This window comes from Shimia abyssi (genome assembly GCF_003014475.1).
GTDB lineage: Bacteria > Pseudomonadota > Alphaproteobacteria > Rhodobacterales > Rhodobacteraceae > Shimia > Shimia abyssi.
On the sequence record NZ_PYGJ01000002.1, the window covers coordinates 72,643 to 93,930 of the forward strand.

25 protein-coding genes are annotated in these 21,288 nt (G+C 57.7%); 12 read left to right on the top strand and 13 right to left on the bottom strand.

Annotated features, from left to right (window positions below; genetic code table 11):
* The first annotated feature begins 148 nt into the window (after positions 1-148).
* Complete coding sequence (greA, locus tag CLV88_RS04320) at positions 149-619, top strand: transcription elongation factor GreA (protein ID WP_106607162.1); 471 nt, start codon at positions 149-151, stop codon at positions 617-619.
* Between the two features lie 56 nt (positions 620-675).
* On the top strand, positions 676-1,698 hold the full coding sequence (locus CLV88_RS04325; RefSeq protein WP_106607163.1) for a hypothetical protein: 1,023 nt from the start codon (positions 676-678) through the stop codon (positions 1,696-1,698).
* A gap of 69 nt (positions 1,699-1,767) precedes the next feature.
* Here CLV88_RS04325 and CLV88_RS04330 read toward each other — a convergent pair whose 3' ends face one another.
* Both CLV88_RS04330 and CLV88_RS22940 read right to left on the bottom strand, forming a co-directional pair.
* Positions 1,768-2,337, bottom strand: a complete 570-nt coding sequence (locus CLV88_RS04330) for a GlxA family transcriptional regulator (protein ID WP_165798803.1) — start codon at positions 2,335-2,337, stop codon at positions 1,768-1,770.
* Positions 2,285-2,671: a helix-turn-helix domain-containing protein gene (locus tag CLV88_RS22940; RefSeq protein ID WP_165798804.1), complete on the bottom strand. Its 387-nt coding sequence runs from the start codon at positions 2,669-2,671 to the stop codon at positions 2,285-2,287. The genes CLV88_RS04330 and CLV88_RS22940 overlap by 53 nt, the downstream gene beginning before the upstream one ends.
* A 93-nt stretch (positions 2,672-2,764) precedes the next feature.
* Between CLV88_RS22940 and CLV88_RS04335 the strand changes: the two genes are divergently transcribed.
* The 3 genes from CLV88_RS04335 (at position 2,765) to CLV88_RS04345 (ending at position 4,779) form a co-directional block, all read left to right on the top strand.
* Positions 2,765-3,682, top strand: a complete 918-nt coding sequence (locus tag CLV88_RS04335; protein WP_165798805.1) for an MBL fold metallo-hydrolase — start codon at positions 2,765-2,767, stop codon at positions 3,680-3,682.
* Between the two features lie 158 nt (positions 3,683-3,840).
* Positions 3,841-4,419, top strand: coding sequence for a hypothetical protein (locus CLV88_RS04340; protein ID WP_106607166.1), 579 nt, complete (start codon positions 3,841-3,843; stop codon positions 4,417-4,419).
* A gap of 18 nt (positions 4,420-4,437) precedes the next feature.
* Positions 4,438-4,779 carry a hypothetical protein gene (locus tag CLV88_RS04345; RefSeq protein WP_106607167.1) on the top strand — a complete coding sequence of 114 codons (342 nt, stop codon included), beginning with the start codon at positions 4,438-4,440 and terminating at the stop codon, positions 4,777-4,779.
* 170 nt (positions 4,780-4,949) lie between these two features.
* On the opposite strand, the gene CLV88_RS04350 is transcribed toward CLV88_RS04345, so the two are convergent.
* The 4 genes from CLV88_RS04350 to CLV88_RS04365 are packed head-to-tail and all read right to left on the bottom strand — an operon-like array spanning position 4,950 to position 9,035.
* On the bottom strand, positions 4,950-7,055 hold the full coding sequence (locus tag CLV88_RS04350) for a molybdopterin-binding protein (protein WP_207797016.1): 2,106 nt from the start codon (positions 7,053-7,055) through the stop codon (positions 4,950-4,952).
* Positions 7,052-7,543: a molybdopterin-guanine dinucleotide biosynthesis protein B gene (gene mobB, locus CLV88_RS04355; RefSeq protein ID WP_106607168.1), complete on the bottom strand. Its 492-nt coding sequence runs from the start codon at positions 7,541-7,543 to the stop codon at positions 7,052-7,054. The genes CLV88_RS04350 and mobB overlap by 4 nt, the downstream gene beginning before the upstream one ends.
* Positions 7,544-7,548: 5 nt before the next feature.
* A complete protein-coding gene (gene mobA, locus CLV88_RS04360) occupies positions 7,549-8,154 on the bottom strand; it encodes a molybdenum cofactor guanylyltransferase MobA (protein ID WP_106607169.1) in 606 nt (201 codons plus the stop codon).
* On the bottom strand, positions 8,151-9,035 hold the full coding sequence (locus CLV88_RS04365; RefSeq protein ID WP_106607170.1) for a formate dehydrogenase accessory sulfurtransferase FdhD: 885 nt from the start codon (positions 9,033-9,035) through the stop codon (positions 8,151-8,153). The genes mobA and CLV88_RS04365 overlap by 4 nt, the downstream gene beginning before the upstream one ends.
* A gap of 130 nt (positions 9,036-9,165) precedes the next feature.
* On the opposite strand from CLV88_RS04365, the gene CLV88_RS04370 reads away from it, so the two are divergent.
* On the top strand, positions 9,166-9,879 hold the full coding sequence (locus CLV88_RS04370) for an AzlC family ABC transporter permease (protein ID WP_106607171.1): 714 nt from the start codon (positions 9,166-9,168) through the stop codon (positions 9,877-9,879).
* Positions 9,876-10,202 (top strand): AzlD domain-containing protein, encoded by a 327-nt coding sequence (locus CLV88_RS04375; protein WP_106607172.1) that lies wholly within the window; start codon positions 9,876-9,878, stop codon positions 10,200-10,202. Before CLV88_RS04370 ends, CLV88_RS04375 begins: the two co-directional genes overlap by 4 nt.
* 6 nt (positions 10,203-10,208) lie before the next feature.
* Here the strand turns inward: CLV88_RS04375 and CLV88_RS04380 are convergent, their stop codons facing one another.
* From CLV88_RS04380 to CLV88_RS04400, 5 genes are all read right to left on the bottom strand, one after another.
* Positions 10,209-10,838, bottom strand: coding sequence for a hypothetical protein (locus tag CLV88_RS04380; RefSeq protein ID WP_243403569.1), 630 nt, complete (start codon positions 10,836-10,838; stop codon positions 10,209-10,211).
* A gap of 22 nt (positions 10,839-10,860) precedes the next feature.
* Positions 10,861-10,995, bottom strand: coding sequence for an aa3-type cytochrome c oxidase subunit IV (locus CLV88_RS04385; RefSeq protein WP_106607173.1), 135 nt, complete (start codon positions 10,993-10,995; stop codon positions 10,861-10,863).
* Positions 10,996-11,086: 91 nt separating this feature from the next.
* Entirely contained in the window at positions 11,087-11,551 is a 465-nt protein-coding gene (locus CLV88_RS04390; RefSeq protein WP_106607174.1) for a DUF6173 family protein, read from the bottom strand.
* Positions 11,552-11,564: 13 nt separating this feature from the next.
* Positions 11,565-12,569 carry an MBL fold metallo-hydrolase gene (locus CLV88_RS04395; RefSeq protein ID WP_106607175.1) on the bottom strand — a complete coding sequence of 335 codons (1,005 nt, stop codon included), beginning with the start codon at positions 12,567-12,569 and terminating at the stop codon, positions 11,565-11,567.
* 32 nt (positions 12,570-12,601) lie between these two features.
* Positions 12,602-14,320 carry an acyl-CoA dehydrogenase family protein gene (locus CLV88_RS04400; protein WP_106607176.1) on the bottom strand — a complete coding sequence of 573 codons (1,719 nt, stop codon included), beginning with the start codon at positions 14,318-14,320 and terminating at the stop codon, positions 12,602-12,604.
* Positions 14,321-14,438: 118 nt separating this feature from the next.
* Between CLV88_RS04400 and CLV88_RS04405 the strand changes: the two genes are divergently transcribed.
* Entirely contained in the window at positions 14,439-15,383 is a 945-nt protein-coding gene (locus CLV88_RS04405) for an L-threonylcarbamoyladenylate synthase (RefSeq protein ID WP_243403570.1), read from the top strand.
* Between the two features lie 55 nt (positions 15,384-15,438).
* Positions 15,439-15,684 carry a membrane protein insertion efficiency factor YidD gene (yidD, locus tag CLV88_RS04410; protein WP_106607177.1) on the top strand — a complete coding sequence of 82 codons (246 nt, stop codon included), beginning with the start codon at positions 15,439-15,441 and terminating at the stop codon, positions 15,682-15,684.
* Here yidD and CLV88_RS04415 read toward each other — a convergent pair.
* The gene (locus tag CLV88_RS04415; protein ID WP_106607178.1) at positions 15,681-17,369 is read right to left on the bottom strand and encodes a pentapeptide repeat-containing protein; all 1,689 of its coding nucleotides are present in this window, start codon (positions 17,367-17,369) and stop codon (positions 15,681-15,683) included. The genes yidD and CLV88_RS04415 overlap by 4 nt on opposite strands.
* A gap of 161 nt (positions 17,370-17,530) precedes the next feature.
* On the opposite strand from CLV88_RS04415, the gene CLV88_RS04420 reads away from it, so the two are divergent.
* Positions 17,531-18,049, top strand: a complete 519-nt coding sequence (locus CLV88_RS04420; RefSeq protein WP_165798806.1) for a hypothetical protein — start codon at positions 17,531-17,533, stop codon at positions 18,047-18,049.
* A 45-nt stretch (positions 18,050-18,094) separates the two neighbouring features.
* On the opposite strand, the gene CLV88_RS04425 is transcribed toward CLV88_RS04420, so the two are convergent.
* The gene (locus CLV88_RS04425) at positions 18,095-18,622 is read right to left on the bottom strand and encodes a DUF3833 domain-containing protein (protein WP_243403571.1); all 528 of its coding nucleotides are present in this window, start codon (positions 18,620-18,622) and stop codon (positions 18,095-18,097) included.
* Positions 18,623-18,727: 105 nt separating this feature from the next.
* On the opposite strand from CLV88_RS04425, the gene ttcA reads away from it, so the two are divergent.
* Positions 18,728-19,621, top strand: a complete 894-nt coding sequence (gene ttcA, locus CLV88_RS04430) for a tRNA 2-thiocytidine(32) synthetase TtcA (protein WP_106607179.1) — start codon at positions 18,728-18,730, stop codon at positions 19,619-19,621.
* Positions 19,622-19,682: 61 nt separating this feature from the next.
* Positions 19,683-21,236, top strand: coding sequence for a putative bifunctional diguanylate cyclase/phosphodiesterase (locus CLV88_RS04435; protein ID WP_106607180.1), 1,554 nt, complete (start codon positions 19,683-19,685; stop codon positions 21,234-21,236).
* Positions 21,237-21,288 lie beyond the last annotated feature (52 nt).

Sequence of the window (21,288 nt, forward strand, 5' to 3'; positions counted from 1 at the left end):
CCAGTGATATGCCCAAACATGATATTTGCGCTTGCAAAGCCGCCTGTCTCTTGCTTTTCACGTCTCGCACGGGGCACTCTGCCCCTGTCACATACAAACGACCCGCCGCCTAATTTTTGGGCGGCACCGGACCAACGGGAACAAACCCATGGATAAACTACCTATGACACGCGGCGGGTATACGGCGCTTGAGATAGAATTAAAGCAGCTCAAATCTGTTGAGCGCCCCGCCATCATCGAGGCGATTGCAACCGCACGCGAACTTGGTGACCTCAAAGAGAACGCCGAATACCATTCGGCGCGCGAAAAACAGGGCTTTATCGAAGGCCGCATTAAAGAACTTGAGGCGGTGATTTCACTGGCCGAAGTCATTGATCCTACCAGCCTCTCGGGCACGATCAAATTTGGCGCCACTGTCACGCTGGTCGACGAAGACACTGACGAAGAGAAAACCTGGCAGATTGTTGGCGAACACGAAGCCAATGTCGAAGCCGGCCTTCTCAACATAAAATCCCCTATCGCCCGCGCTCTGATCGGCAAGGACGAAGGTGACAGCGTCGAAGTGCGCACACCCGGCGGCGGTAAAAGCTACGAAGTGCTTTCAATCGAGTTCAAATAAAACCGCTTTCACACCAACTGCGCATAACGCGTCACCAGTCAGGCAGTTTCAGCCACATGTCAGAAGACACCGACAGCAAGCCCACACCTTTGGGCATCTATGACAAACCAGAGCAACCGCGCGTGACCGGCATCGAGTTCATCGCGGTCGGGCTCAGCTTTGTTTGGCTGGCGGGCACCGTAGTTTTCTTTCTGGTGCTGAAACCTGAAACTGCGGGTGGCCTCGACAGTCTGCGCTTTATGATGACATTGCTGGCCATCTTTTTGCCTGTGGCCATGATCTGGGTGGCCGTCACTGCGGCGCGGTCCTCTCGGGTCATGCGCGAAGAAAGTGCGCGCCTACAGGCCGCAATCGACGCCATGCGCCGCACGTATGTCGCCCAGTCCCAGGGCACGCAGCCGGCAATACTGGAACCATCAGTCGCCAAGAAACTTGACGAGATTGCCGCCGCCACACGCAAAACTGAAACCGCGCTGGCCACCTTCTCGACCTCTCGCGAACGTGACACCGGCGCCATCCGCAAAGCCCCCGAACCGGAACCGCCTGCCGCGGATCTGGCCGATCAGGGGTCCCTTGCCCTCGGCACCCCCGCCGAGGAACTGACACCACCACTCCCACGCGAAGATTTTATCCGCGCGCTGAATTTCCCCGAAACCGCCGAGGACAAAGTAGGTTTCACCGCCCTGCGCAAAGCCCTGCGGGATCGCCAGACCTCGGCTCTGATCCAGGCCAGCCAGGATGTGCTAACCCTGCTCAGCCAGGATGGCATCTATATGGACGATCTGCGCCCGGATCTGGCCCGCCCGGAAATCTGGCGGCAATTCGCGGGTGGCGAACGGGGTCGCGCCATTGCAGCACTTGGCGGCGTGCGTGACCGTTCTTCGCTTGCCCTGGCCGCTGGGCGCATGAAACAAGACCCGATTTTCCGCGACGCTGCCCACCATTTCCTCCGCCGCTTTGATCAGGCTTTTGTCGAATTCGAAGAAACCGCCACCGACGCCGACATTGCCGCGCTTGCTGACACCCGCACCGCCCGCGCCTTTATGCTGCTGGGCCGTGTGGCCGGTATCTTCGACTAGGGTCCAACGATAGAGAACGAGACCGCAGCCCATATTGAGCTTGCCCAAACATTTCGCAGGGAAACAATACTACCCTGCACCAGCGGACTTGAGCGCAAACCGATTCCGAAACTCTGTTGGCGTCAAACCGGTTTCCTGAATGAACTTTCGCCCAAATGACGAATGATCGGAATATCCGGCTGCAAACGCGATGTTCTGAACAATTTGGTTTGAGTGTATCAACATGTCTTTGGACTTTTCGATTCTGACAGCTTGAACATACGCCATCGGCGGCAAACCCGTGATAGACGAAAACCGCCGAATAAACGTGCGCTCCGACATCCCCGCAACCGTGGCCAAGTCCCTGATGGAATACTTTCCGTCGAAGTCTCGTTCAATCGCCAGCTGAGCCTTCCGAACACCGGGGTCTCCATGCGTCAGATTTGGCGTAAACCGCCGATAACGCCGTTGGTCCCTTTGCCCGACATCGACCACAAATCTATGCGCCGTTTCAATCACCGCATCGCGTCCGATAAAGCGATCAATCAGCGCCAAGCAGAGATCGACCCATGCCATCATTCCGCCCGCCGTGATTAGATCAGCATGCTCAATCAATATCTGGTTTACGTCCGTCGCCACCATTGGATAGTGCTTCGCCATATGGGGCTCCAGCCCCCAATGCGTCGTGACTATCCGGTTGCCCAAAACATCCGCCTCGGCCAGCCAGACCAGCACAGACCGAACACAGGAGCGCGCCCCGCGTATGCTCCTGCTTGAGCCGTTCAGGAAGATCGCAGCCAACATCAACTTCAATCTCCTTAGTCGCCGGAGGCAAAACATAGACATCATACCCACAAGCCATTTCGTCGATAATCGAAACGGACATTTGGCGCTCATTGCTCAGACTGCCCGCAAAGCTCAACATTTCCTCAATCCCAAAAACGGCTGACTGAAGCGCGTTGTCATAGCGCAAAACGGCTAGGCGAAGCGGCATAATGGCGATCTCTGCATATATTTGGTCATGATTGCCAATAGTCCACCCGCCCGCACCAAGCAATACTTGGCAAAAGAAACACAGGACACTCCCATGACCTCACTTAAAATGACCCGACGCTCATTCTCGTTTGCCCTTGCCGGGGTCACGGCAGGCGCCGCTTTTCCAAGCACAAGCTTTGCCGCGGAAGTCGCAACCATCACGGTCGGTGACAAGACAATTTCGATGCTGTCAGACGGCCACTTTGACATTCCGCCTGCGTTCTTCACCGACGCCGACGACGCAGCGCTAGCCGCAGCCGGAAACCCTATCGAGATCGGGGCAACTGTCTGGCTAATCCAGACAGTTGACCGCCGGATTCTGGTCGATACCGGCTCGGGTCAGGCATTGGCCGGCATGTTCCCAACAGTTGGTAAGCTTGATGCTTTGCTGACCGCCGAGGGTATCGAAAAGGCTGATATCACCGACATCGTCCTGACCCATATGCACGCCGATCACATTGGCGGGCTGTTGGGGGAAGATGCTGGTGGATTCAGCAACGCGGCGGTGCACGTCTCCCAAGCAGAATGGGGATTCTGGACCAACCCCAGTTTGCTCGACGCCACGCCAGAAAGTGACAAGCCGATGATCGGGCTGTTGCAATCCATTGCTGGCCCTATTGCCAATCGTGTTACGACCTATGTCGATGAAGCCGACTTGGGCGATGGCATCACTTTGGTGCCGATGAACGGCCACACGCCCGGACATAGCGGTGTTCGCGTCACGGCCAAGAACAGTAATAATTTCCTAATCGTAAGAGACGCAATTATCTCCGAGTCTCTCCAATTTGAGAACCCAAAAGTGCGTTATGCGCTGGATTTGGATCCCGAGCAGGCCATTGCGACCCGGACCAGTCTGCTGAACACGTTGGCCGAAAGCGGTGACGTTTTCTCAGCCACTCACCTGACCTATCCAGCAACGGGTCGCGTAGTACGTGCAGGCAACGTCTTTAGATTTGAGCCTCTGACATAGGCGCGGCCCAAAGTTGCCCGTGAAAAACTTTTGACGGGCCACCTTCGCAAATCATCGCATCTTGCGACGATGGCCTGAGCGAACCGCCCGCAAAACCACCCAAGGTTGAGGAGAATCCGTTTTTTGGGTATTATGTGCAAATTCATTCTGGATTTTGCATGTTCTATTCCTTGCCCCAACGCGCCCTTGCGGTGCTTTTTATCCTATTTTTGTCGGCCTGCTCCGGACTGCGCCTTGTGCCCGCTTACAACCCGGACATTGTTGATGGGATCAACGCTTACCATACAGAGATGCTCGAGTTTATTTCTACGATGGAGACCAAACGCACACCCATTTCCGGCAGCTACAAATCCGAACCCGTCACCACCTTTTACGCCGCCTCCGACGCGGCCCTTGGCAATCTGGTGGTTCAGGCCGAGGCTCTTGAACCTAATGATGATTGCGCCTCTTCACGAGTAACCAATCTGGGACTTGGCCTCGTCACCGCAGAAGTGGATGCTGTCAGAACCGAGCTCGACGAGGCCCTTGGCCGCGACACGCCAGCGCTAACTGACGCCGATCTCTCAACCGGCAGCTGCACCGCCATTGTCCTCAAGGCGTTGCGGGCCAATCATAACTCAATGGCGGACCTGCACCGGCTTGAGGGCAAACTGGTTAAACCCACTTCAACACTCCTTCGCGACCTGATGAACGATTCCGTTCGCATCGCCTTGACCGCGGAAAATGCCAAACGCTAACCCAAAAGGAGCACCACAATGCCCGATCTCAACGATCTCAAGCCAGATGTGTTTGTGCCCCAGCTGCTGAACGTCGCCAGAACCACCGCCGGGCCGCTCTGGGATGACATTCAACAAACAGCGTCCCATGAATTTCGTGTGTTAGCGCTTCGCATCCGCGACATCGGCGAAGGTGTCGCATCCGGCGATGTAAGTCGCACTGCGGCCCGCATTCTGTTCCGCATGGCCAAACGCAATCTGATTGCCACCATCGCCATGCTCACCATCATGATCGAGGCCGCAGCCCAGAAACTGGTTAACGCGGTCCTCAAAGAAATCAAATCCATCGTCAATGGCGCGCTCGGGTTTACCCTCGTCTGATCTGTGCGCGGCACTCCGTTGCGTTTTCGCCAAGTTGGCGCCCGCAGCGTTAATTGGCACTTCCTGCCCCTCAAGCGCCGAAATGACACCGACGCAATACCGACAGAATACCGACGTTATGCCGATTTCCCGTTTTGGCGGCCGGCAACGCCGTTAAAACTTGGTCAAAGTCACAACCCAAACGCTGTATATGGATAATACGTCACCGGCGTACCCGGCGTGATGTCCATAGCCTCGTCCGGTAACTCGACTAGCCCTTCGGCCCAACTCAGCCCGCTGATCCGCCCAGACCCTTCCGAAGCAAACACCTCGACCTGACCCTCACGCAGCCGCGCGCGAAGATACTCGCGCCGCCCCGGTTTTTTGCGCTTGGAAAACCCTGCGGGCACCGTCAGCGCTTGTGGCATCTGCCACCCTTCGCCTGCCAGTAACCCCATGGCAGGCCTTGCAAAAATCAATGTGCACACCAATGCCGCCACCGGATTTCCCGGCAGCCCAAACACCGGTTTGCCACCCCAAATACCGAGTGCGAGCGGGCGCCCCGGCTTGATCGCAATCCGCCACAGCGCCATTGCGCCGCTCTCGTTCAACAACGCCGAAAGGTGGTCCTCATCCCCCGCCGAGGCCCCGCCCGACGTCAGAATCAGGTCCGCATTTTCGGCCGCACGATCCAGAAATTCCCGCAGCGCGGCCCGGTCATCCGGCGCGCGCCCCATGTCCACAGGCTCAAACCCAAACCGTTTGATCGCCGCCAAAAGCATCGGGCGATTCGCATCATAAATCTGATCCGCCCTCGCCTCAGTTCCCGCTTCGGCCAGCTCGTCTCCGGTTGAAACAACTGCGACTTTCAAACGCTTGTAAACAGGCAGTTTTTCTAAACCAACCGCCGCCGCCAATGCCAGATCCGCAGGCGTCACACACCGCCCCTCAGCCAACGTCACTTCGCCGGCCAAAACGTCCTCGCCGGCCTTGCGGGTATTGGCCCCAAACCTTAACGGCCCCCGAAACGCGATGGCCTCGCCGTCTGTCGTTACATCCTCCTGAAGGATCACCGTATCCACCCCATCAGGCAGCGCAGCACCGGTCAGAACCCGCACCGCGTGGCCCTCGGGCAAGGTGCCCTCAAACGGCTCACCCGCGGCAGAGCGCCCTTGTACCAAAGGCATTTCCTGTGCGCCGTCCACGATATCGGCATGGCGCAGACCATAGCCATCCACTGCCGTGTTGGGCAAAGGCGGGTTGGACCGGCGCGACACCACGTCCGCCGCAATCACCCGATCCAGCGCCGCACCTAACGTTAACTCCTCGGACGGCACAACCGTGTATAATCGTGACCGAATACTCTCCAGCGCCTCGTCCACCGGCGTCCAATGCGCCCCCGGCGGCAACGCAAAACAATCATCCTTTAACGGCGGCGGGGTCAATGTCGTTTTGGCGGCAGCCATCAGTTCGTCCTCAAATCCAAGCCCGAGAATCCATCCTTCTTCCGAGCCATCCACATCTAACATAGCCTGCAAACGCTCGGCTTTCAGCCTCGAAAGCGCCCGCGCCATCAGGCGCACCTGCGCCGCATCGCGCACTTCTCCCTGCGCTTCGGCCTCCTTGACCACCGGGTTTATCAACCCTGGCCAAACCTCGACCAACGCCACCGGCTTATCCAACGTTTCAAATGGCCAAACGGCTATGTGCCCCAGAAATTGCCGTCGCAATCGCGTCAGCACCGGCACCCCCATCAGGACCTGTCCTCCAACCGATCCCGCCCCGCTCAGCTGCCAACAGGTAAAGGCCCCTTTGGCTTGTTCTTCAACCACTCGTCGATCTGAAAACGGGTTTACATACAAATCCTTACGCCTTGGCAACCCTTGGATATTCCGCTTAAGCCCATTGCCCCAGAACGGCCCCCGCCCGCCAAATCGCTGGTTAATCTCACCCGCCAAATCAAACCGGTTATTCGCCTTTGGGCTGTCTTCAATCCGCGCCTCCAGCCAGTCCCACAAAGCAAACGGATCATCTGACCCGGCCACCGCACGCGCAAACCCCTTAGGATAGCCAAACGGAAAATCGACCCCGATAAACACCCGACGCCCCGCCGCCAGCTCATCTCTGATCAGCGCAGCCAGATACGCCGCCACCACATCCCGGTTGCGGTGATATTTCGGTGCGTCTGCGATTCCGGCGCGCGCGACGCATGTCCAGATCGCATCCCGTTTGGGCACCGCACCACGGTCGTTGCCCGCTGACCAATCCAGCATGACAACCGTGTCGAATGCGCTCAAAGACCAACCTCTTTCAGGACAAAATCCGCAATGCTTACCGTGTCGTTCAGGTCAAAAACTGGCCGGTCGCTATCCACTGCCACATCCGCTGCAATTGCGCGCACTGTGGGATCTTCCGGTGCAATCAACGGGTTACCCGTCACCGAGCGATGCGCTTCCACTTTGGGGTGCGCGTCACGTTTGTAGCCTTCGACCAGCACCAGATCGACCGGTGCCAACTTGGTCAGCAACGCCTCCAGAGTTGGCTCCTCGTCATTGCGCATCTCATGCATCAGCGCCCAGCGGGTGCGGGATGCCAGCAAAACCTCGCGCGCACCTGCATCGCGGTGGCGATAGCTGTCCTTGCCCGGCTGATCCACGTCAAACGTGTGATGCGCGTGTTTCACCGTCGATACGCTAAACCCGCGCCCGGTGATCTCGGCCACCAGCCGTTCCATCAGCCCGGTCTTGCCCGCATTCTTCCAGCCGACGACCCCGTAAATTCGCATTATTGTCAGTTCCCTATGGCCAAGCTGCGCGCGTGTTCCAGATCCTCTGGCGTGTTGATATTGAAAAACGCATCGTCATCAAAGGGCGCCGATGCCGCACCATGTTTGTCCGTCCAGAGCACGACCTTGCGCAGCCCATCCTCCAACGCTGCGTGTAAGTCCGCGCGCAGGTTCACCGGCCACAATCCAAAGGTAGGATGGCGGTTCATACGGCCCCCTTCCTGCGTTGCGGCCAAGGCAATTGGCGTGTTGGCGCCATTTGCCGCGCGCTGCAAACGGGCCACCAGATCAAGCGGAAAAAACGGCGTATCTGCCGCCGCCGTCACGATATACTCAAACCCCTGCCCGGCGGCATATTCCATGCCCGAAAGCACCCCTGCCAATGGACCCGGATAGCCCGGCAACGTGTCGCCGACCACTGGCAGGCCGTATTCGGCGAACCGATCCGGGTTACCATTCGCGTTCAGGGCCAGCCGCTGAACCTGAGGACCAAGCCGATCAATCACCCGATCCAACAGCGTGCGCCCTTCAAGAACCAAGGCCCCCTTGTCGCCGCCCCCCATGCGGCGCGCCTGACCGCCCGCCAGAATAACACCCATCACATTGTTCATCGGCCCGCTCCCTTGCGTCGATGTTTACGGTCCTCTTCGGCCACGGCACTGGGGTCGACATCCCGCACCAGCCGCGCCTCTCCGCTCAGGCACACAAACCGTCGCCCGCGCATCCGACCGATCAGGGTCAGCCCCACCTGCTGCGCAATCTCAACGCCCCACGCAGTAAAGCCAGAGCGCGACGCAAGCACTGGAATGCCCATCAACGCCGTCTTGATCACCATCTCCGATGTCAACCGCCCTGTGGTATAGAGCATCTTGTCTCCGGGTCCTTCGCCCGCGTCAAACATCCACCCGGCGATTTTGTCTACCGCATTGTGCCGCCCGACATCCTCCATATAGACCAACGGCTTATCGCCGCGGCACAGCACCGTGCCATGGATCGCCCCAGCCTCTAGGTAGAGCGAGGGAGTGGTGTTGATCTTGTGCGCCAGCGCATAGAGGTCACTGGTGCGCACCTGCGCATTAGGCAGTTCAACCCCGTCCAACCCTTCCATCATATCGCCAAACACCGTGCCAACCGCACAGCCCGACGTGCGGGTCTTTTTCTTGAGCTTTTCCTCGTGGTTCGTCGCTGCCTTTGTGCGCACAACAACCACTTCCAGCTCTTCATCATAATCAACCCCGGTTACCCCATCCTCGGGCTTTAGCATTCCTTGATTAAGCAGGAACCCAAGGGCAAGGTATTCAGGGTAATCACCAATTGTCATGGCAGTAACGATTTCCTGACTGTTCAGATAAATCGTCAGCGGGCGTTCTTCGACTACTGAAATCTCGATTGGCTGACCTTCGTGATCATGCCCCGTCACCGTCCGCGTTAACCGCGCAGCGCCCGGATTAGGTGCAATCAAATAGTCGCTGACATTTTCAGGTTTCGACATGATCGCCCCTTCCCAAACCCACAATTCTTAGCGCAAGCTAAGCCTGATTCTGAGAAGTTACCACCAACGATTGCAACTTGAATGGCGCTGCGCTACGCGTTTGCGTCCGGGACATTTTTCGCGAGGGCCCATGTCCACCAATTTTGACAAGTCCACATTCTGGCGCGGCTTTCGCGACGGTGTGCCGTTTATCTTTGTGGTCGGGCCGTTTGGCATGCTGTTTGGCGTTGTCGCAACCGAAGCTGGCCTGTCGATTTTTGAAACCATGTCATTCACCATTCTGGTGATCGCTGGCGCGGCTCAGTTCACGGCGATCCAGTTGATGACCGAACAAGCGCCCACCATCGTGATTATCGCTTCTGCGCTGGCCGTAAACCTGCGTCTGGCGATGTATTCGGCCTCGATCACACCGCATCTCGGCGCCATGTCGCTGTGGCGCAGGGTGCTTGCGGCCTATTTCCTCGTCGATCAGAACTATGCGCTTTCCACGGCTAAGTTCGAGCAAAATCCTGATATGACGCCCGGACAAAAATTCTCATACTTCATGGGAGCAATCGCGCCCGTTGCGCCAAACTGGTATCTCGCAACTCTGGTCGGTGCCCTAATCGGCAAGACCATTCCCCCGGAACTGGCGCTGGATTTTGCGTTGCCGATCACTTTTCTAGCCATGCTCGGCCCAATGCTGCGCACATCTGCGCACCGCGCGGCGGCGCTGGTGGCCGTCGCGGTTTCACTCAGTTTTGCTTGGGTGCCGTTTAACCTCGGGCTGATCATCGCCGGGGTGGCTGGCATGATGACCGGGGCCCAGGTTGAACTCTGGCTGGAAAAACGGGGGCAGACATGAGCGACACTACAACCCTCTGGATTGTCATCGTTGCGCTGGGGATCGGCAGCTTCGCACTGCGGTTCGTTTTCCTCGGCCTCGTTGGCGACCGGGCCATGCCGCCATGGGTGCTACGCCATCTGCGCTATACAGCCGTCGCCATTCTGCCCGCTCTCGTTGCCCCGCTCGTACTTTGGCCCGCAGCGACCAACGGTGCCCCGGATCCGTCTCGCATTGCGGCAGCAGCGGTCACGCTGGTACTTGGCATGTGGACTAAAAACATCTTTCTGAGCATCGGCGGCGGGCTGGCCACGCTATATGCCTGCCTGTACCTGATTGGCTGACACCACTCAGTTATTCAGTTCATATTCCGGCACAAAATCTGCGAGCACATTCGATTTGTCGTCGTCGTCATACTCATAAAGCCGCTCATAGCTTGCGCCTTTTTTGGCGAAATACTCGGACAGCTTGACCGGATAATATGTCTGTTTGGCATCTTCAAACCCCGGAAGGCTCGCGATCAGGGCCGATGTTGTATAGGCGCATTGCGCTTCGGTGACCGGCCCGATTGTCTTCGATCTCTGCAAGGCCAGCTCAGCCACAGCCGGGCTAACCTCCAACTTTTGCACCACGACATGATATGTCTCACGTGCGTGATAGCGGGTGTATTGGTCAACCAGATACGGCGTCATTCCGTAAACAACATCGTTCTTGGCCGCGATACCCTCCGCGCGGAATGATCCCGCCGGGTCAAACGCAACCCGCTCACTGGCGCTAATCAACAGCGACGTGTGCGCCCCTGCACCAGACGAGTTCGATATCATTGTATAAAGTGTCAGGCTGGGTGGTCCGGCGGGCACATACCGCGCCCGCGCCACATCTTCATCCGGCGAATTGGTTTCAACCGGGTTGCGCACCGCACAGGCCGCAAGCGACGCCATTACAGCCATCGCCAAACACAGGCGCAGCACATTACGCATCAGGGAAATCCTGTTTCGAACCTTAGCCGTTGACCAATGCAATAAAGATCAGCGCGGCAATCGAAACGCCCGCGACCCAAGTTGAAGCCTTGATAAAGCCTTCAAAGGTTTTCTTTTGAACTTCGATATCCATCGAGCCGTGCTTGTGTTCCGCCATTGTCGCGTTCCTTCGTATCCAACTGTCAGCGATTTAACCTATTCGATCAGGCCTGTCACCACGACAATCGCGCACAGTAACAGGCTTTTCTTCAGGCTTTGGTCAGGTCTTGGGCCAATCGGAACCCGATACGGTTCGGTTCGGCCGTTTCAATCTGTTTGGGCAATGCGCGCAACATCACGTTCAACTGGCTAATATGCTGTACCAGCTGGGTTTTCACACCGCTCGAATCGGTGCCATAGAACGTGACCAGATCAGGGTCGAAATACCCCATCCCCTCAATTCTCAGCGCGCCAGCGTGTCCACCCGTAAACCCCATGGCGACCTCATGCTCATTATCCAGCTGCTTTTCAAAGTTCTGGATGTAAAGAATCAGCCGCTCATAGGCCCATTGCGCCTGGCTTTTCTCGGTCACGGGTGTCTGCGCAACCGCGTCGGGCACTTCGCAAGGGGCCACCTCAGGATCGGCGTGTACCTCATGCCGACGCGGTATTGCTGCTGCTTCAACGGCCTCTGCCGTGGTTCTTATCTGATCCGCCTCTACGACCGTCGACATATGTACTCATCCCTTAATCAACGCTTTGCCAAACCCATGCGCCATCGTCGCGCAATGTGCGGCTTGCTTCACCAACATGGTAAAGGTGGTTGAGATGAGCAAGGGCCTCGACCAATGCTAAGCCATAAGCGCCCTTGTCGATGCTGCGCTTGAACAGCGGTGGGAAACACTCCCCTGCGGAGCGTGGCGTTTCAATGAACTCGCGCAGACGCGCCAATGCGCCATGGTGATTCTCGACCAATTGCCGCATCCGCACCGGCGCACCTGTAAACGGCAGCTTGTGCCCGCCCAGAACAAGCTGATCCGGTCTGGCAAACAACGCCAGCCGTTCACAGCTCTCAAGCCAATCGGCAACAGGGTCCGCTTCGGGCTCTGTCGCATAAACCCCAATGTTCGAGCTGATCGACGGCAGAATCTGATCGCCCGACAACACCAGATTGTCGTCTTGGCTCCAAAGCGTCGCGTGTTCGGGCGCATGGCCATTGCCGATATGTACGTCCCAGTGCCGACCACCGGCCTGGATCACATCACCCTGCTTGATCCGCCTAAAGCCCAACGGCAACGGCGCGACAACGTCGGAAAAATTAAACGGACGCTCACTCTTGCGCTCGTTAAAAATCTCTTCGTCCATGCCGCACTTGCGATAAAAATCCAGCGTTTCCTGACGTGGGACCGCCTGTTCATCCAACTGCAACATGCGCGCGAACAGCCACGCGGTACGCGTTGTCCACAGGCTCGCGCCAAAGTCTTCCTGCAGCCAACCAGCAAGACCAACATGGTCCGGATGGTGATGTGTCACGATCACACGCGAAATTGGTTTCCCGCCCAACGGCCCGTCCATCAACCTGCGCCAGATCGCCCGGGTGCGCTTGCTGTCAAAACCGGTATCGATCACCGTCCAGCTGTCGCCGTCGTCCAGCGCATAAACATTCACGTGATCCAACGCCAGTGGCAGCGGCAGACGCATCCAAAGAACGCCTTCTGCCACTTCAATGGCCTCACCCTCGGCAGGTGGCATTTCCCATGGGTATCTGATCCCACTCACATCGCTCACACTGCACCCAACTCTTCCGGGCTCAACGCGTACAAATCATTCGCCCCTTGCACCGCATGGGCCAGACATCCGGCATGTTCTGGTAAAAGCCGCGTGATGTAAAACCGCGCCAACTTGCTGCGTGGGCCGTTCCCCTGTTCGGCAATTGCTGCGCGCAGATGGAAATACCCTCCCAACACACGCGCAAACCCTTTCAGAAACGGCACTGACCCGGCAAAGCGTTCATTCATCTCTTGTGTAACCATCCATTCAGTTGCCTCGCGGAGCGTTTCTGTGGCCTGCCAGACAGGTTCCGCCAAATCGGCCATATTGTCGCGCACCGATTCCGCGCATTCTTCGATCTCATCCAACAAGGCATAGGCCGCCTCGCCGCCATCCATCAGCTTGCGTCCAACAAGGTCCATCGACTGAATGCCGTTTGTACCCTCGTAAATCGCGGTCACACGCACGTCCCTTGCGTATTGGGCCGCGCCCGTTTCTTCGATGAACCCCATGCCACCATGTACCTGCACACCTGTCTCTGCGACCGCGATTCCAGTATCCGTACCAAAAGCTTTGGCAATGGGCGTGAGGAACGCAGCGCGCGCTTTCCAGTCCTTGTCGCCAGTGGCCGTACCCATGTCAATCGCAACGGCACAGGACATTTCGATGGCGCGTGCCGCATAAATTTCGGCCTTCATGGTCGTCAGCATCCGCCGCACGTCTGCGTGATCCATGATTGTACCGGTGCCGCCTTCAAACGGGCTGCGGCCTTGCTTGCGTTCCAGCGCATAGGCCAGCGCGTGTTGATAGGCCCCTTCGGCCGTACCAATCCCCTGTCCGCCAACACCCAGACGCGCGTTGTTCATCATGGTGAACATGGCGCGCATCCCATCATGCGCCGCGCCGATCAACCATCCGGTCGCACCGTCATATTGCATCACCGCCGTCGGAGACCCGTGCAGGCCCAGCTTATGCTCAAGGCTCACCACTTTCAGGTTATTGGCGACACCCGGCGCGCCGGTATCATCTGGCAGAAACTTGGGCACCATGAACAGGCTGATCCCCTTGGTGCCGGGCGCGCCATCAGGCAATCGTGCCAGAACAAGGTGGCACACGTTTTCGGTGAAATCATTATCACCCCAGCTAATATAGATCTTCTGACCGGACACCGCATAGGTGCCATCGCCATTCGGCTCGGCTTTGCTGCGCAACGCACCCACATCCGACCCGGCGGCAGGCTCGGTCAGGTTCATGGTTCCCGACCATTCACCGCTGATCAGCTTGGGCAGGTACAGTGCCTTAATCTCATCACTCGAGTGATGTTCCAGCGCTTCGATCTGTCCCTGTGTCATCAATGGGTTAAGCTGGAGCGACAAACACGCCGCCGCCATCATCTCGTTCACTGCCGTGGTGATTGCATGGGGCAACCCCATGCCACCGAACTCCGCACCGGCGCTGGTGGAAATCCAACCACCTTCGGCCACCTTCCGATACGCGTCACCAAATCCCGGCGAGGTACGCACAACACCGTTTTCCAGAACTGCGCCCTGCAAATCGCCATTACGCTGCACTGGGTACATGACTTCCTCGCACATGCGCCCTGCTTCGGTCAGGATCGCGTCGACAACGTCACTGTCAGCATCAGCAAACCGCTCTGTCTCTGTCACCCGCGCAAAATCGATGACGTTTTCAAAAAGAAACTGGAACTCGGACACAGGTGCGCGAAAGGGCATGGTAATCTCCAATAGGCTTGGCTTTGCGTGCTGGCGCTTGTATGCAGCATTTCACCTTATGGTAAGGGGGCACCTGCCCCGAAAAAAGCGAAACGCCACGTCACAGGAGCCGCGCCCCGTGCAGACCCAAACGCTTGCCCCGGATACGGCAGGGCTTGAGATCGCCAGCGCATTGCTTGCCTCGGGTGGGCTGGTCGCGTTCCCAACCGAAACGGTCTACGGCCTTGGCGCAGACGCAACCAATGACATGGCTGTGGCCCGCATATTCGAGGCCAAGGGCCGCCCGCGCTTCAATCCGTTGATCGTGCATGTTGACAGCGTGACGACGGCTAAAACCCTTGTGCAATGGACAGATACCGCCGACCGACTCGCTGCTGCATTCTGGCCCGGCCCTCTTACGCTGGTTCTGCCGCTCAAGGCCAATTCTCCGCTCTCTGCGCTGGTCACCGCCGACCTTCCGACGCTTGCTGTGCGCGTGCCCGAACACCCCACCGCCCGTGCCTTGCTCGCGCGATTTGGTGGCCCGGTTGCCGCGCCTTCGGCCAATCCCTCGGGGAAGATCAGCCCGACAACCGCCCAGCATGTTGCGGCTGGCCTAACAGGCCGTGTCGACGCCATCCTTGACGACGGCCCCTGTGATGTAGGGGTGGAATCCACCATACTCGGCCTTTGGGAAACGCCCATCCTGTTGCGACAGGGCGGCTTGCCACAAGAGGCCATTGAAACCGCCGTGGGCGCACCCTTAGCCACCCATCAGGCCGACGACAAGCTGACCGCCCCCGGCCAAATGCTGTCGCATTATGCCCCCGGCGCCAAAATGCGCCTCAACGCCAACAAAGTCGACGCAGGCGAGGCGTTGCTTGGCTTTGGCACCGTTGAAAATGCCACCCTAAACCTCAGCCCAGCCGGTGATCTGACCGAAGCGGCCGCCAACCTGTTTAAACATCTGCACGCGCTCGACGCGCAATCGCCCGGCACCATTGCTGTGTCACCCATCCCAAACCGCGGGCTGGGCCGCGCCATTAATGACCGGCTTGCACGCGCCGCAGCGCCGCGCGACTAAACAACCGTTTGTCGCGCCCCTTTCCGAGCGCCTCACGAGCGTCTAAATAGGCTTCATGTCTCCGCTTGCCCATATCGCGGCGCTGCCTGTGCGCGCCTACCGGCTGATTTTCAGCCCATGGGTTGGATTCAATTGCAGGTATCAACCCACTTGCTCGGCCTATGCACTGGAAGCGCTGGAAAAACATGGTGGCCTCAAGGGAACGTGGCTGACGATACGCCGCATCGGGCGCTGTCACCCGCTGGGCAGCAGCGGCTATGACCCTGTACCGCCCAAAACCACGCCATCAGAAAAAGACTAATTCTCAAACGGCTGCACGCGTTTGATCCGCACCAACCCACGCGTACCTACCCGCGCCTCCAACTCGGCAAAATCCATAACGCTGTAAAGTGAGGCGACCTCCATAGCCTCTTCCAGCGATATTGCGTCTGCCTCAAATCGATCCGGCACAAAACTGCCCGGCGCGACCGTTGCCGCCAATTGCTCCAGCGCATCCGCGCCGATCATGATGGCGCCATCGAAATCAACTGATCCCACATCCGCCCCCGAAAAATCGGCATCCAACAAAACCGCCCCGCGAAACGTCCCCGCTGATACCCGCGCCGTCTGAAACTGCGCCTCGACCAGCGTCGCGCCATCAAACTGCACCGCAAGCGCATTCACGTTTCGAAAATCTGGCCGCAACAGGTATGCGCCGGTGAAATCCGTTCCGGCCAAATTGGTGTGATAGACCGCAAGTTCCTTGCTATAGGGTGGATTGATCGCCTCACCTGGAACAGAGGCAAAACTGACATCCCTCATAAACGCCTTTTGAAACCGCGCACCCGTCAGCGCCGCCCCACCAAAATCGGTCTCAAACACCTGTGCATAAGACAGGTCTGCATAGGCCAGCCGCGCTGATTGCGCCGATACTGTTGGCAGTATCAAACCCTGCGCATAGGCATAGCTCAGGTCCAACCCGTAAAAACTCAGAACCTCAGTATTGCGAATGCCCGATTGCAACAGCGCCGTCAGCAACTGACCACGCTCCGGGCTGGCCGGCCGATCCACCAACCCCAATCCACCGGTCTCTTCTTCCCAGCCAAAGCCTTGCGACATCGCCGCCCATGTCTGAGGCAAATCCTCGCGCCGCCGCGCAAGCGCGTCCCGCAGAATATCGCCCTGATCATGTGTCGTTATCCCGCCTTTAAGGAACCGATACGGACGTGTTGCAAGGCTGGCGGACGAGATCCGCATGATCAGCCCAAGATCAAGATCCTGCAACGGATCCAGCACCGGAACCGATCCATCCACGCTGCGCGCGCCCGACCCGGTTTCCGGCACGCCTTGCGCCGCCATCACCCGGTCCACCGCTTGACCGAGTTCACCGGCAATCGCTGTGATCTCAACTACCAGCTGCGCGTTGCGCGACGCCTCGGCCAGCTGCACCGTGTACTGATCAAGCGTGATTTGCTGATCAATCCGGGTGTTTTGCTCTGCAAACAAAACCGATTGATCCTGTAACAGCTGGTTTTGCCTAAACAACAGCGCCGTGCCCGCCAGCGCCGCCATCGCCGCGATCAGGGCCGTTAATGACCCGATGATCCAGCGCCGCGTCGACACCCATGCATACCGCGCGAACGCCATGTGAACCAAGTCACGCGCTGCATCCGTGGCCTTTTGCGGGTTGCGGTCAACTGCGCCGCGCGCCACCTCTGCCAGCGGTTCGGCAAAACTCTCCAGCTCGGTCTGTGCAAATCCGAACAAGCGACGCAAAAGTGGCTTTCGAAATAGATAAACGGCCAAACCAAACGCGCTGATGAACATCAACGCGGTCAAGAACACCAACAGCAAAATACCTGCTGCATCCTCGACGATGCCCAGCCCAGAGAATGCGATCAGAAACCCGGCAGCCACGCCAAACCCAAACACCAAAAGCCCCATCGAGCCGGTGTTAAACCAACCACCCCGTCGCACCGGTTTCTTTGTCTCGTCGTTTTCAGCCATTAAATCACCCAATCAATACTGAAACCGTCGCAAAACCACACGCATCTGACAAGCCTGCTGTGTCGCCGCGTAAACTCTGCAACGGCGATGAATGACGCTGGACAACGTCAGATACCGCCCCTACCGTTGCAGTTGCAATTTTCAAAACCGGGAGAGTTTGAATGCGTATTTCAACCAAATTTATCGCGACCTGCGCCGTGGCCGCAACGGCCGCATTTGGCGCGACAACAGCCATGGCAGAAAAGTTTGTCGGCTATGGCAAAGTCGAGGGCTGGAATGTCTATGTCGACACGGAACAAAACACTTGCATGATCGAAACCAAAGATGATTTCGACAACGTTGTGCAGATGGGCATGACCAAGGAACCGGGCATCGCCTATATCGGCGTCTTTACCAAGGAAAAGACCGATATCAAAAAAGGCGACAAACAGGGTGTCGCGATCCTCATCGGAGAAGAACTCTACTTTGGCGAAGCCACGGGTATGCGCGGCAACATCACCAAAGGCTATTCTGGCGGTGTCGTGCTGACCGACAATCCAGAGGTGTTTGACGCCATCGCAAAAGAATACACCATGACCGTCTTTCCCGAGACAAGCTATTCCTTCTTTGTCGACCTGACCGGCACTTACAAGGCCATTGAAATGGGCCGCAAATGTATGTCCGAACAGCAGGGCAGCTAACCATTAGTTGTGGTGGGGGCGTCTGCCCTCGCCACACGTGCCTGCCTATTTTTTCTCAAAAAATATCGTTGCCTCACCCACGTGAATGCCCGATTGACGCATATACGCCCGGTTCAATAGCCGCCCATCTTCCAACAACCACATCCAGTCGTCAAAACTCACTCGGATCGTGCCCGATCCGTCCGCTTTGGGCAGGTCGATTGTATAGCGCCAGTTGAACGTGTCGCCATTCTCTTGCCCTACGGCCACACCTTGCACACCATCCGCTGTACCCGACCAGGTATCCGGCCCGGTCTTGGCAAGCGTCCAAATGCGTGTCTCCTTTGAACCATCCGAATAGGTAAACCGCTCGTCCAGCACCAGCACCTCACCGTCCCACGTACCCGTGATCTCTACCTTGAACCGTCGCTGTATACGGCCCAACACATCCTGAAACTGGCCATATGCAACACTGCGCCCGACAAAATACTCTTCTAGGTTCAGGTCTTTGTCGCTCAGCTTGGGCTGTTCCAGAGACGGTGCGCCACAGGCGGTCAGTAAGGCGAGGCTAAGGGCGGCAATCAATGTTTTCACAAAATCTCTCCCCGATTTGTACAGATTACGCTCCGCGTCGCCAAATGGATGACCCGTGCCCAACAACGCTTGCCCGACGCGCCCCTTTCCAATAAAGGCGGGCGCATGCTTGACGATCTTGATGATATCCACCCGCTGTTCCACGGCGCCCCGTCCTCAGCCAGCTTCAAAAAGCTGCGCAAACGCATCGTGCGCCAAACGCGCGAGGCGATTGAGCAATATGGCATGGTCGACCGCGCCGGAGCGCCCACCGAAGGCAAGCGCGACAAGTGGCTGGTCTGTCTTTCTGGTGGCAAAGACAGCTACACCCTGCTCGCCGCACTATATGAATTGAAATGGCGCGGTCTGCTGCCGGTTGATCTTCTGGCCTGCAATCTCGATCAAGGCCAACCCGGCTTTCCCTCGACCGTTCTGCCTGAATTTCTGGAACGCATGGGCGTTGAGCATCGCATCGAATACCAAGACACCTATTCCATCGTGAAAGACAAGGTGCCCGCTGGCCGGACCTATTGCGCGCTCTGCTCCCGTCTGCGTCGCGGCAACCTTTATCGCATTGCCCGCGAAGAAGGCTGCACCGCCGTTGTGCTCGGCCATCACCGCGACGACATTCTGGAAACCTTCTTCATGAACCTGTTTCATGGCGGACGTCTGGCGACAATGCCGCCCAAACTCGTTAACGAAGAGGGCGATCTGTTTGTCTTTCGCCCCCTAGCGCATGTCGCCGAGGCCGATTGCGAGAAGTTTGCCCGCGACATGAACTACCCAATTATCCCCTGTGACCTGTGCGGTTCGCAGGACGGGCTGCAACGCCAGCAGGTCAAACAAATCCTTGATAAATGGGAGAAAAACAGCCCCGGTCGGCGTCAGGTCATGTTCCGTTCGCTGATGAATGTTCGCCCAAGCCACATGCTCGACCCGAAATTGTTCGATTTTAACGGTTTGGCACTTGGTTCTGTCAAATTTGAACAAATAGACCCGGAAATACCGAAGTTGCGTTAACCGTCGGCTCAGGTTGTGGCCCTACTTTGGATGAGAATCAAATCCATTAGGGACACGATACATGCCACTGCGCCCCGGAACTCTTTTGCCCGCACTCAAAAGCGTCCTACGTAAATTTACGGGACTTTGGCACGACTTTCCGCTGGTGTTCCCTGTGGCCACTATGCTCGCCTGGATCATTGCCGGGGAAAAGGGATTGCTAGTTGCGGCATTTCTGCTGCCCTTGCCGCTGCTTCTGTCACGGGACGCCGACACTCATTCGATCAGGCGCAGGGCCAGCGAAAACGACGGACTGACCGGATTGTTTCTACCTGCAACCTTTGATCGCAAGCTTGAGGCAATGATGGGGTCCTTGCCGGAAACCGGTCGTACAACCGCCTGTTTTTCTGTCAAAATTGACCATTTCGCCCGCTTGCGTGAAACCCATGGCGACTCCGATGCAGAGGAGGTTCTGCGCGCAACGGCAAACCGCATTTGCGCCGCGCTACGCTCAGATGATCTTGTCTGCCGTTCGGGTGATGCCACCTTTATTATTGCGCTTGATCCCGTGCGAATCCTCGATCTGGAATCCAGCCTTCAGCTTGCAGTGCGCCTGCAAACCGCCATTGAAGAGCCGGTGCCGCTGAAGCTGGCCTCTATCTATGCAACATGCTCGATCGGGTTTTGCCTCGCCGGCCGGCTGCGCGACGCAACGGCGCGCAGCCTCGTCCAAGCCACTGAAATGGCCATGTCAGAGGCGCGTCGCGCTGGCGAATCCAATATCCGTGCCTATACGGTCGACATGCGTCATCGCGTCACCACGCGCCGGAAAACCGAAGGTGAAGCAGCGCGCACATTGGAACGCGACCAGATCCGCGCGTGGTATCAGCCGCAGATCTCGACGGACACTGGTCAAGTTACTGGATTCGAGGTTCTGGCCCGCTGGGAACACCCGGAACGCGGCATTCTGGCACCGAATGAGTTTCTCGACGTGCTTACCCAAACGGGCCAGATGTCACGCCTTGCCGACTATATGCTGGGTCAGGCGTTGAACGCCGTGCGTGCATGGGACGAGGCAGGGCTGACGGTGCCCATGGTTGGCGTCAATTTTTCTGGCGACGAACTGCGCAGCCCATCCTTGCTGGACCGGATCAAATGGGAACTCGACCGCACCGACCTCGAACCAACCCGAATTTCAGTGGAAATCTTGGAAAGTGTCATTGCCGGTTCACCCGATGACATGGTCGTGCGCAATGTCGACGCTCTGTCAAATCTGGGATGTATGGTCGATCTGGACGACTTTGGCACGGGCCATGCCTCAATTTCCTCGATACGTCGACTTTCCATTTCCCGGCTCAAGATCGACCGATCGTTCGTCACGCATGTCGATACCGACCCGGAACAACAACGCATGATTGCCGCAATCATCACCATGGCTGAGCGTTTGGGCCTCGAAACACTGGCCGAAGGTGTGGAAACTGCCGGCGAGCACACCATGCTCGCGCAGTTGGGGTGCAAGCACGTACAGGGATTCGGCATCGCCTGCCCAATGCCGTTTGCAGATACGATCCGTTGGATCGAGCAACACCGCGCAAAACTCTGCACAACCCCGGAAATCGGCCGAAAGTCTGGTTGAACGCCGCGATCCCCGCCTCCAGAGGCCGCAGAACGCCACAATCCACTTGACC

Coding starts and splice junctions, on each gene's coding strand:
- mobB (WP_106607168.1), bottom strand. CDS start 7,543: ATGCGAATTTACGGGGTCGTCGGCTGGAAGAATGCGGGCAAGACCGGG.
- CLV88_RS04385 (WP_106607173.1), bottom strand. CDS start 10,995: ATGGCGGAACACAAGCACGGCTCGATGGATATCGAAGTTCAAAAGAAA.
- CLV88_RS04400 (WP_106607176.1), bottom strand. CDS start 14,320: ATGCCCTTTCGCGCACCTGTGTCCGAGTTCCAGTTTCTTTTTGAAAAC.
- CLV88_RS04375 (WP_106607172.1), top strand. CDS start 9,876: ATGAGCGACACTACAACCCTCTGGATTGTCATCGTTGCGCTGGGGATC.
- CLV88_RS04340 (WP_106607166.1), top strand. CDS start 3,841: ATGTTCTATTCCTTGCCCCAACGCGCCCTTGCGGTGCTTTTTATCCTA.
- ttcA (WP_106607179.1), top strand. CDS start 18,728: ATGCTTGACGATCTTGATGATATCCACCCGCTGTTCCACGGCGCCCCG.
- CLV88_RS04435 (WP_106607180.1), top strand. CDS start 19,683: ATGCCACTGCGCCCCGGAACTCTTTTGCCCGCACTCAAAAGCGTCCTA.
- greA (WP_106607162.1), top strand. CDS start 149: ATGGATAAACTACCTATGACACGCGGCGGGTATACGGCGCTTGAGATA.
- CLV88_RS22940 (WP_165798804.1), bottom strand. CDS start 2,671: ATGCCGCTTCGCCTAGCCGTTTTGCGCTATGACAACGCGCTTCAGTCA.
- CLV88_RS04365 (WP_106607170.1), bottom strand. CDS start 9,035: ATGTCGAAACCTGAAAATGTCAGCGACTATTTGATTGCACCTAATCCG.
- CLV88_RS04395 (WP_106607175.1), bottom strand. CDS start 12,569: ATGCCACCTGCCGAGGGTGAGGCCATTGAAGTGGCAGAAGGCGTTCTT.
- CLV88_RS04380 (WP_243403569.1), bottom strand. CDS start 10,838: ATGCGTAATGTGCTGCGCCTGTGTTTGGCGATGGCTGTAATGGCGTCG.
- mobA (WP_106607169.1), bottom strand. CDS start 8,154: ATGAACAATGTGATGGGTGTTATTCTGGCGGGCGGTCAGGCGCGCCGC.
- CLV88_RS04335 (WP_165798805.1), top strand. CDS start 2,765: ATGACCTCACTTAAAATGACCCGACGCTCATTCTCGTTTGCCCTTGCC.
- CLV88_RS04325 (WP_106607163.1), top strand. CDS start 676: ATGTCAGAAGACACCGACAGCAAGCCCACACCTTTGGGCATCTATGAC.
- CLV88_RS04415 (WP_106607178.1), bottom strand. CDS start 17,369: ATGGCTGAAAACGACGAGACAAAGAAACCGGTGCGACGGGGTGGTTGG.
- CLV88_RS04420 (WP_165798806.1), top strand. CDS start 17,531: ATGCGTATTTCAACCAAATTTATCGCGACCTGCGCCGTGGCCGCAACG.
- CLV88_RS04370 (WP_106607171.1), top strand. CDS start 9,166: ATGTCCACCAATTTTGACAAGTCCACATTCTGGCGCGGCTTTCGCGAC.
- CLV88_RS04345 (WP_106607167.1), top strand. CDS start 4,438: ATGCCCGATCTCAACGATCTCAAGCCAGATGTGTTTGTGCCCCAGCTG.
- CLV88_RS04330 (WP_165798803.1), bottom strand. CDS start 2,337: ATGGCGAAGCACTATCCAATGGTGGCGACGGACGTAAACCAGATATTG.
- CLV88_RS04390 (WP_106607174.1), bottom strand. CDS start 11,551: ATGTCGACGGTCGTAGAGGCGGATCAGATAAGAACCACGGCAGAGGCC.
- yidD (WP_106607177.1), top strand. CDS start 15,439: ATGTCTCCGCTTGCCCATATCGCGGCGCTGCCTGTGCGCGCCTACCGG.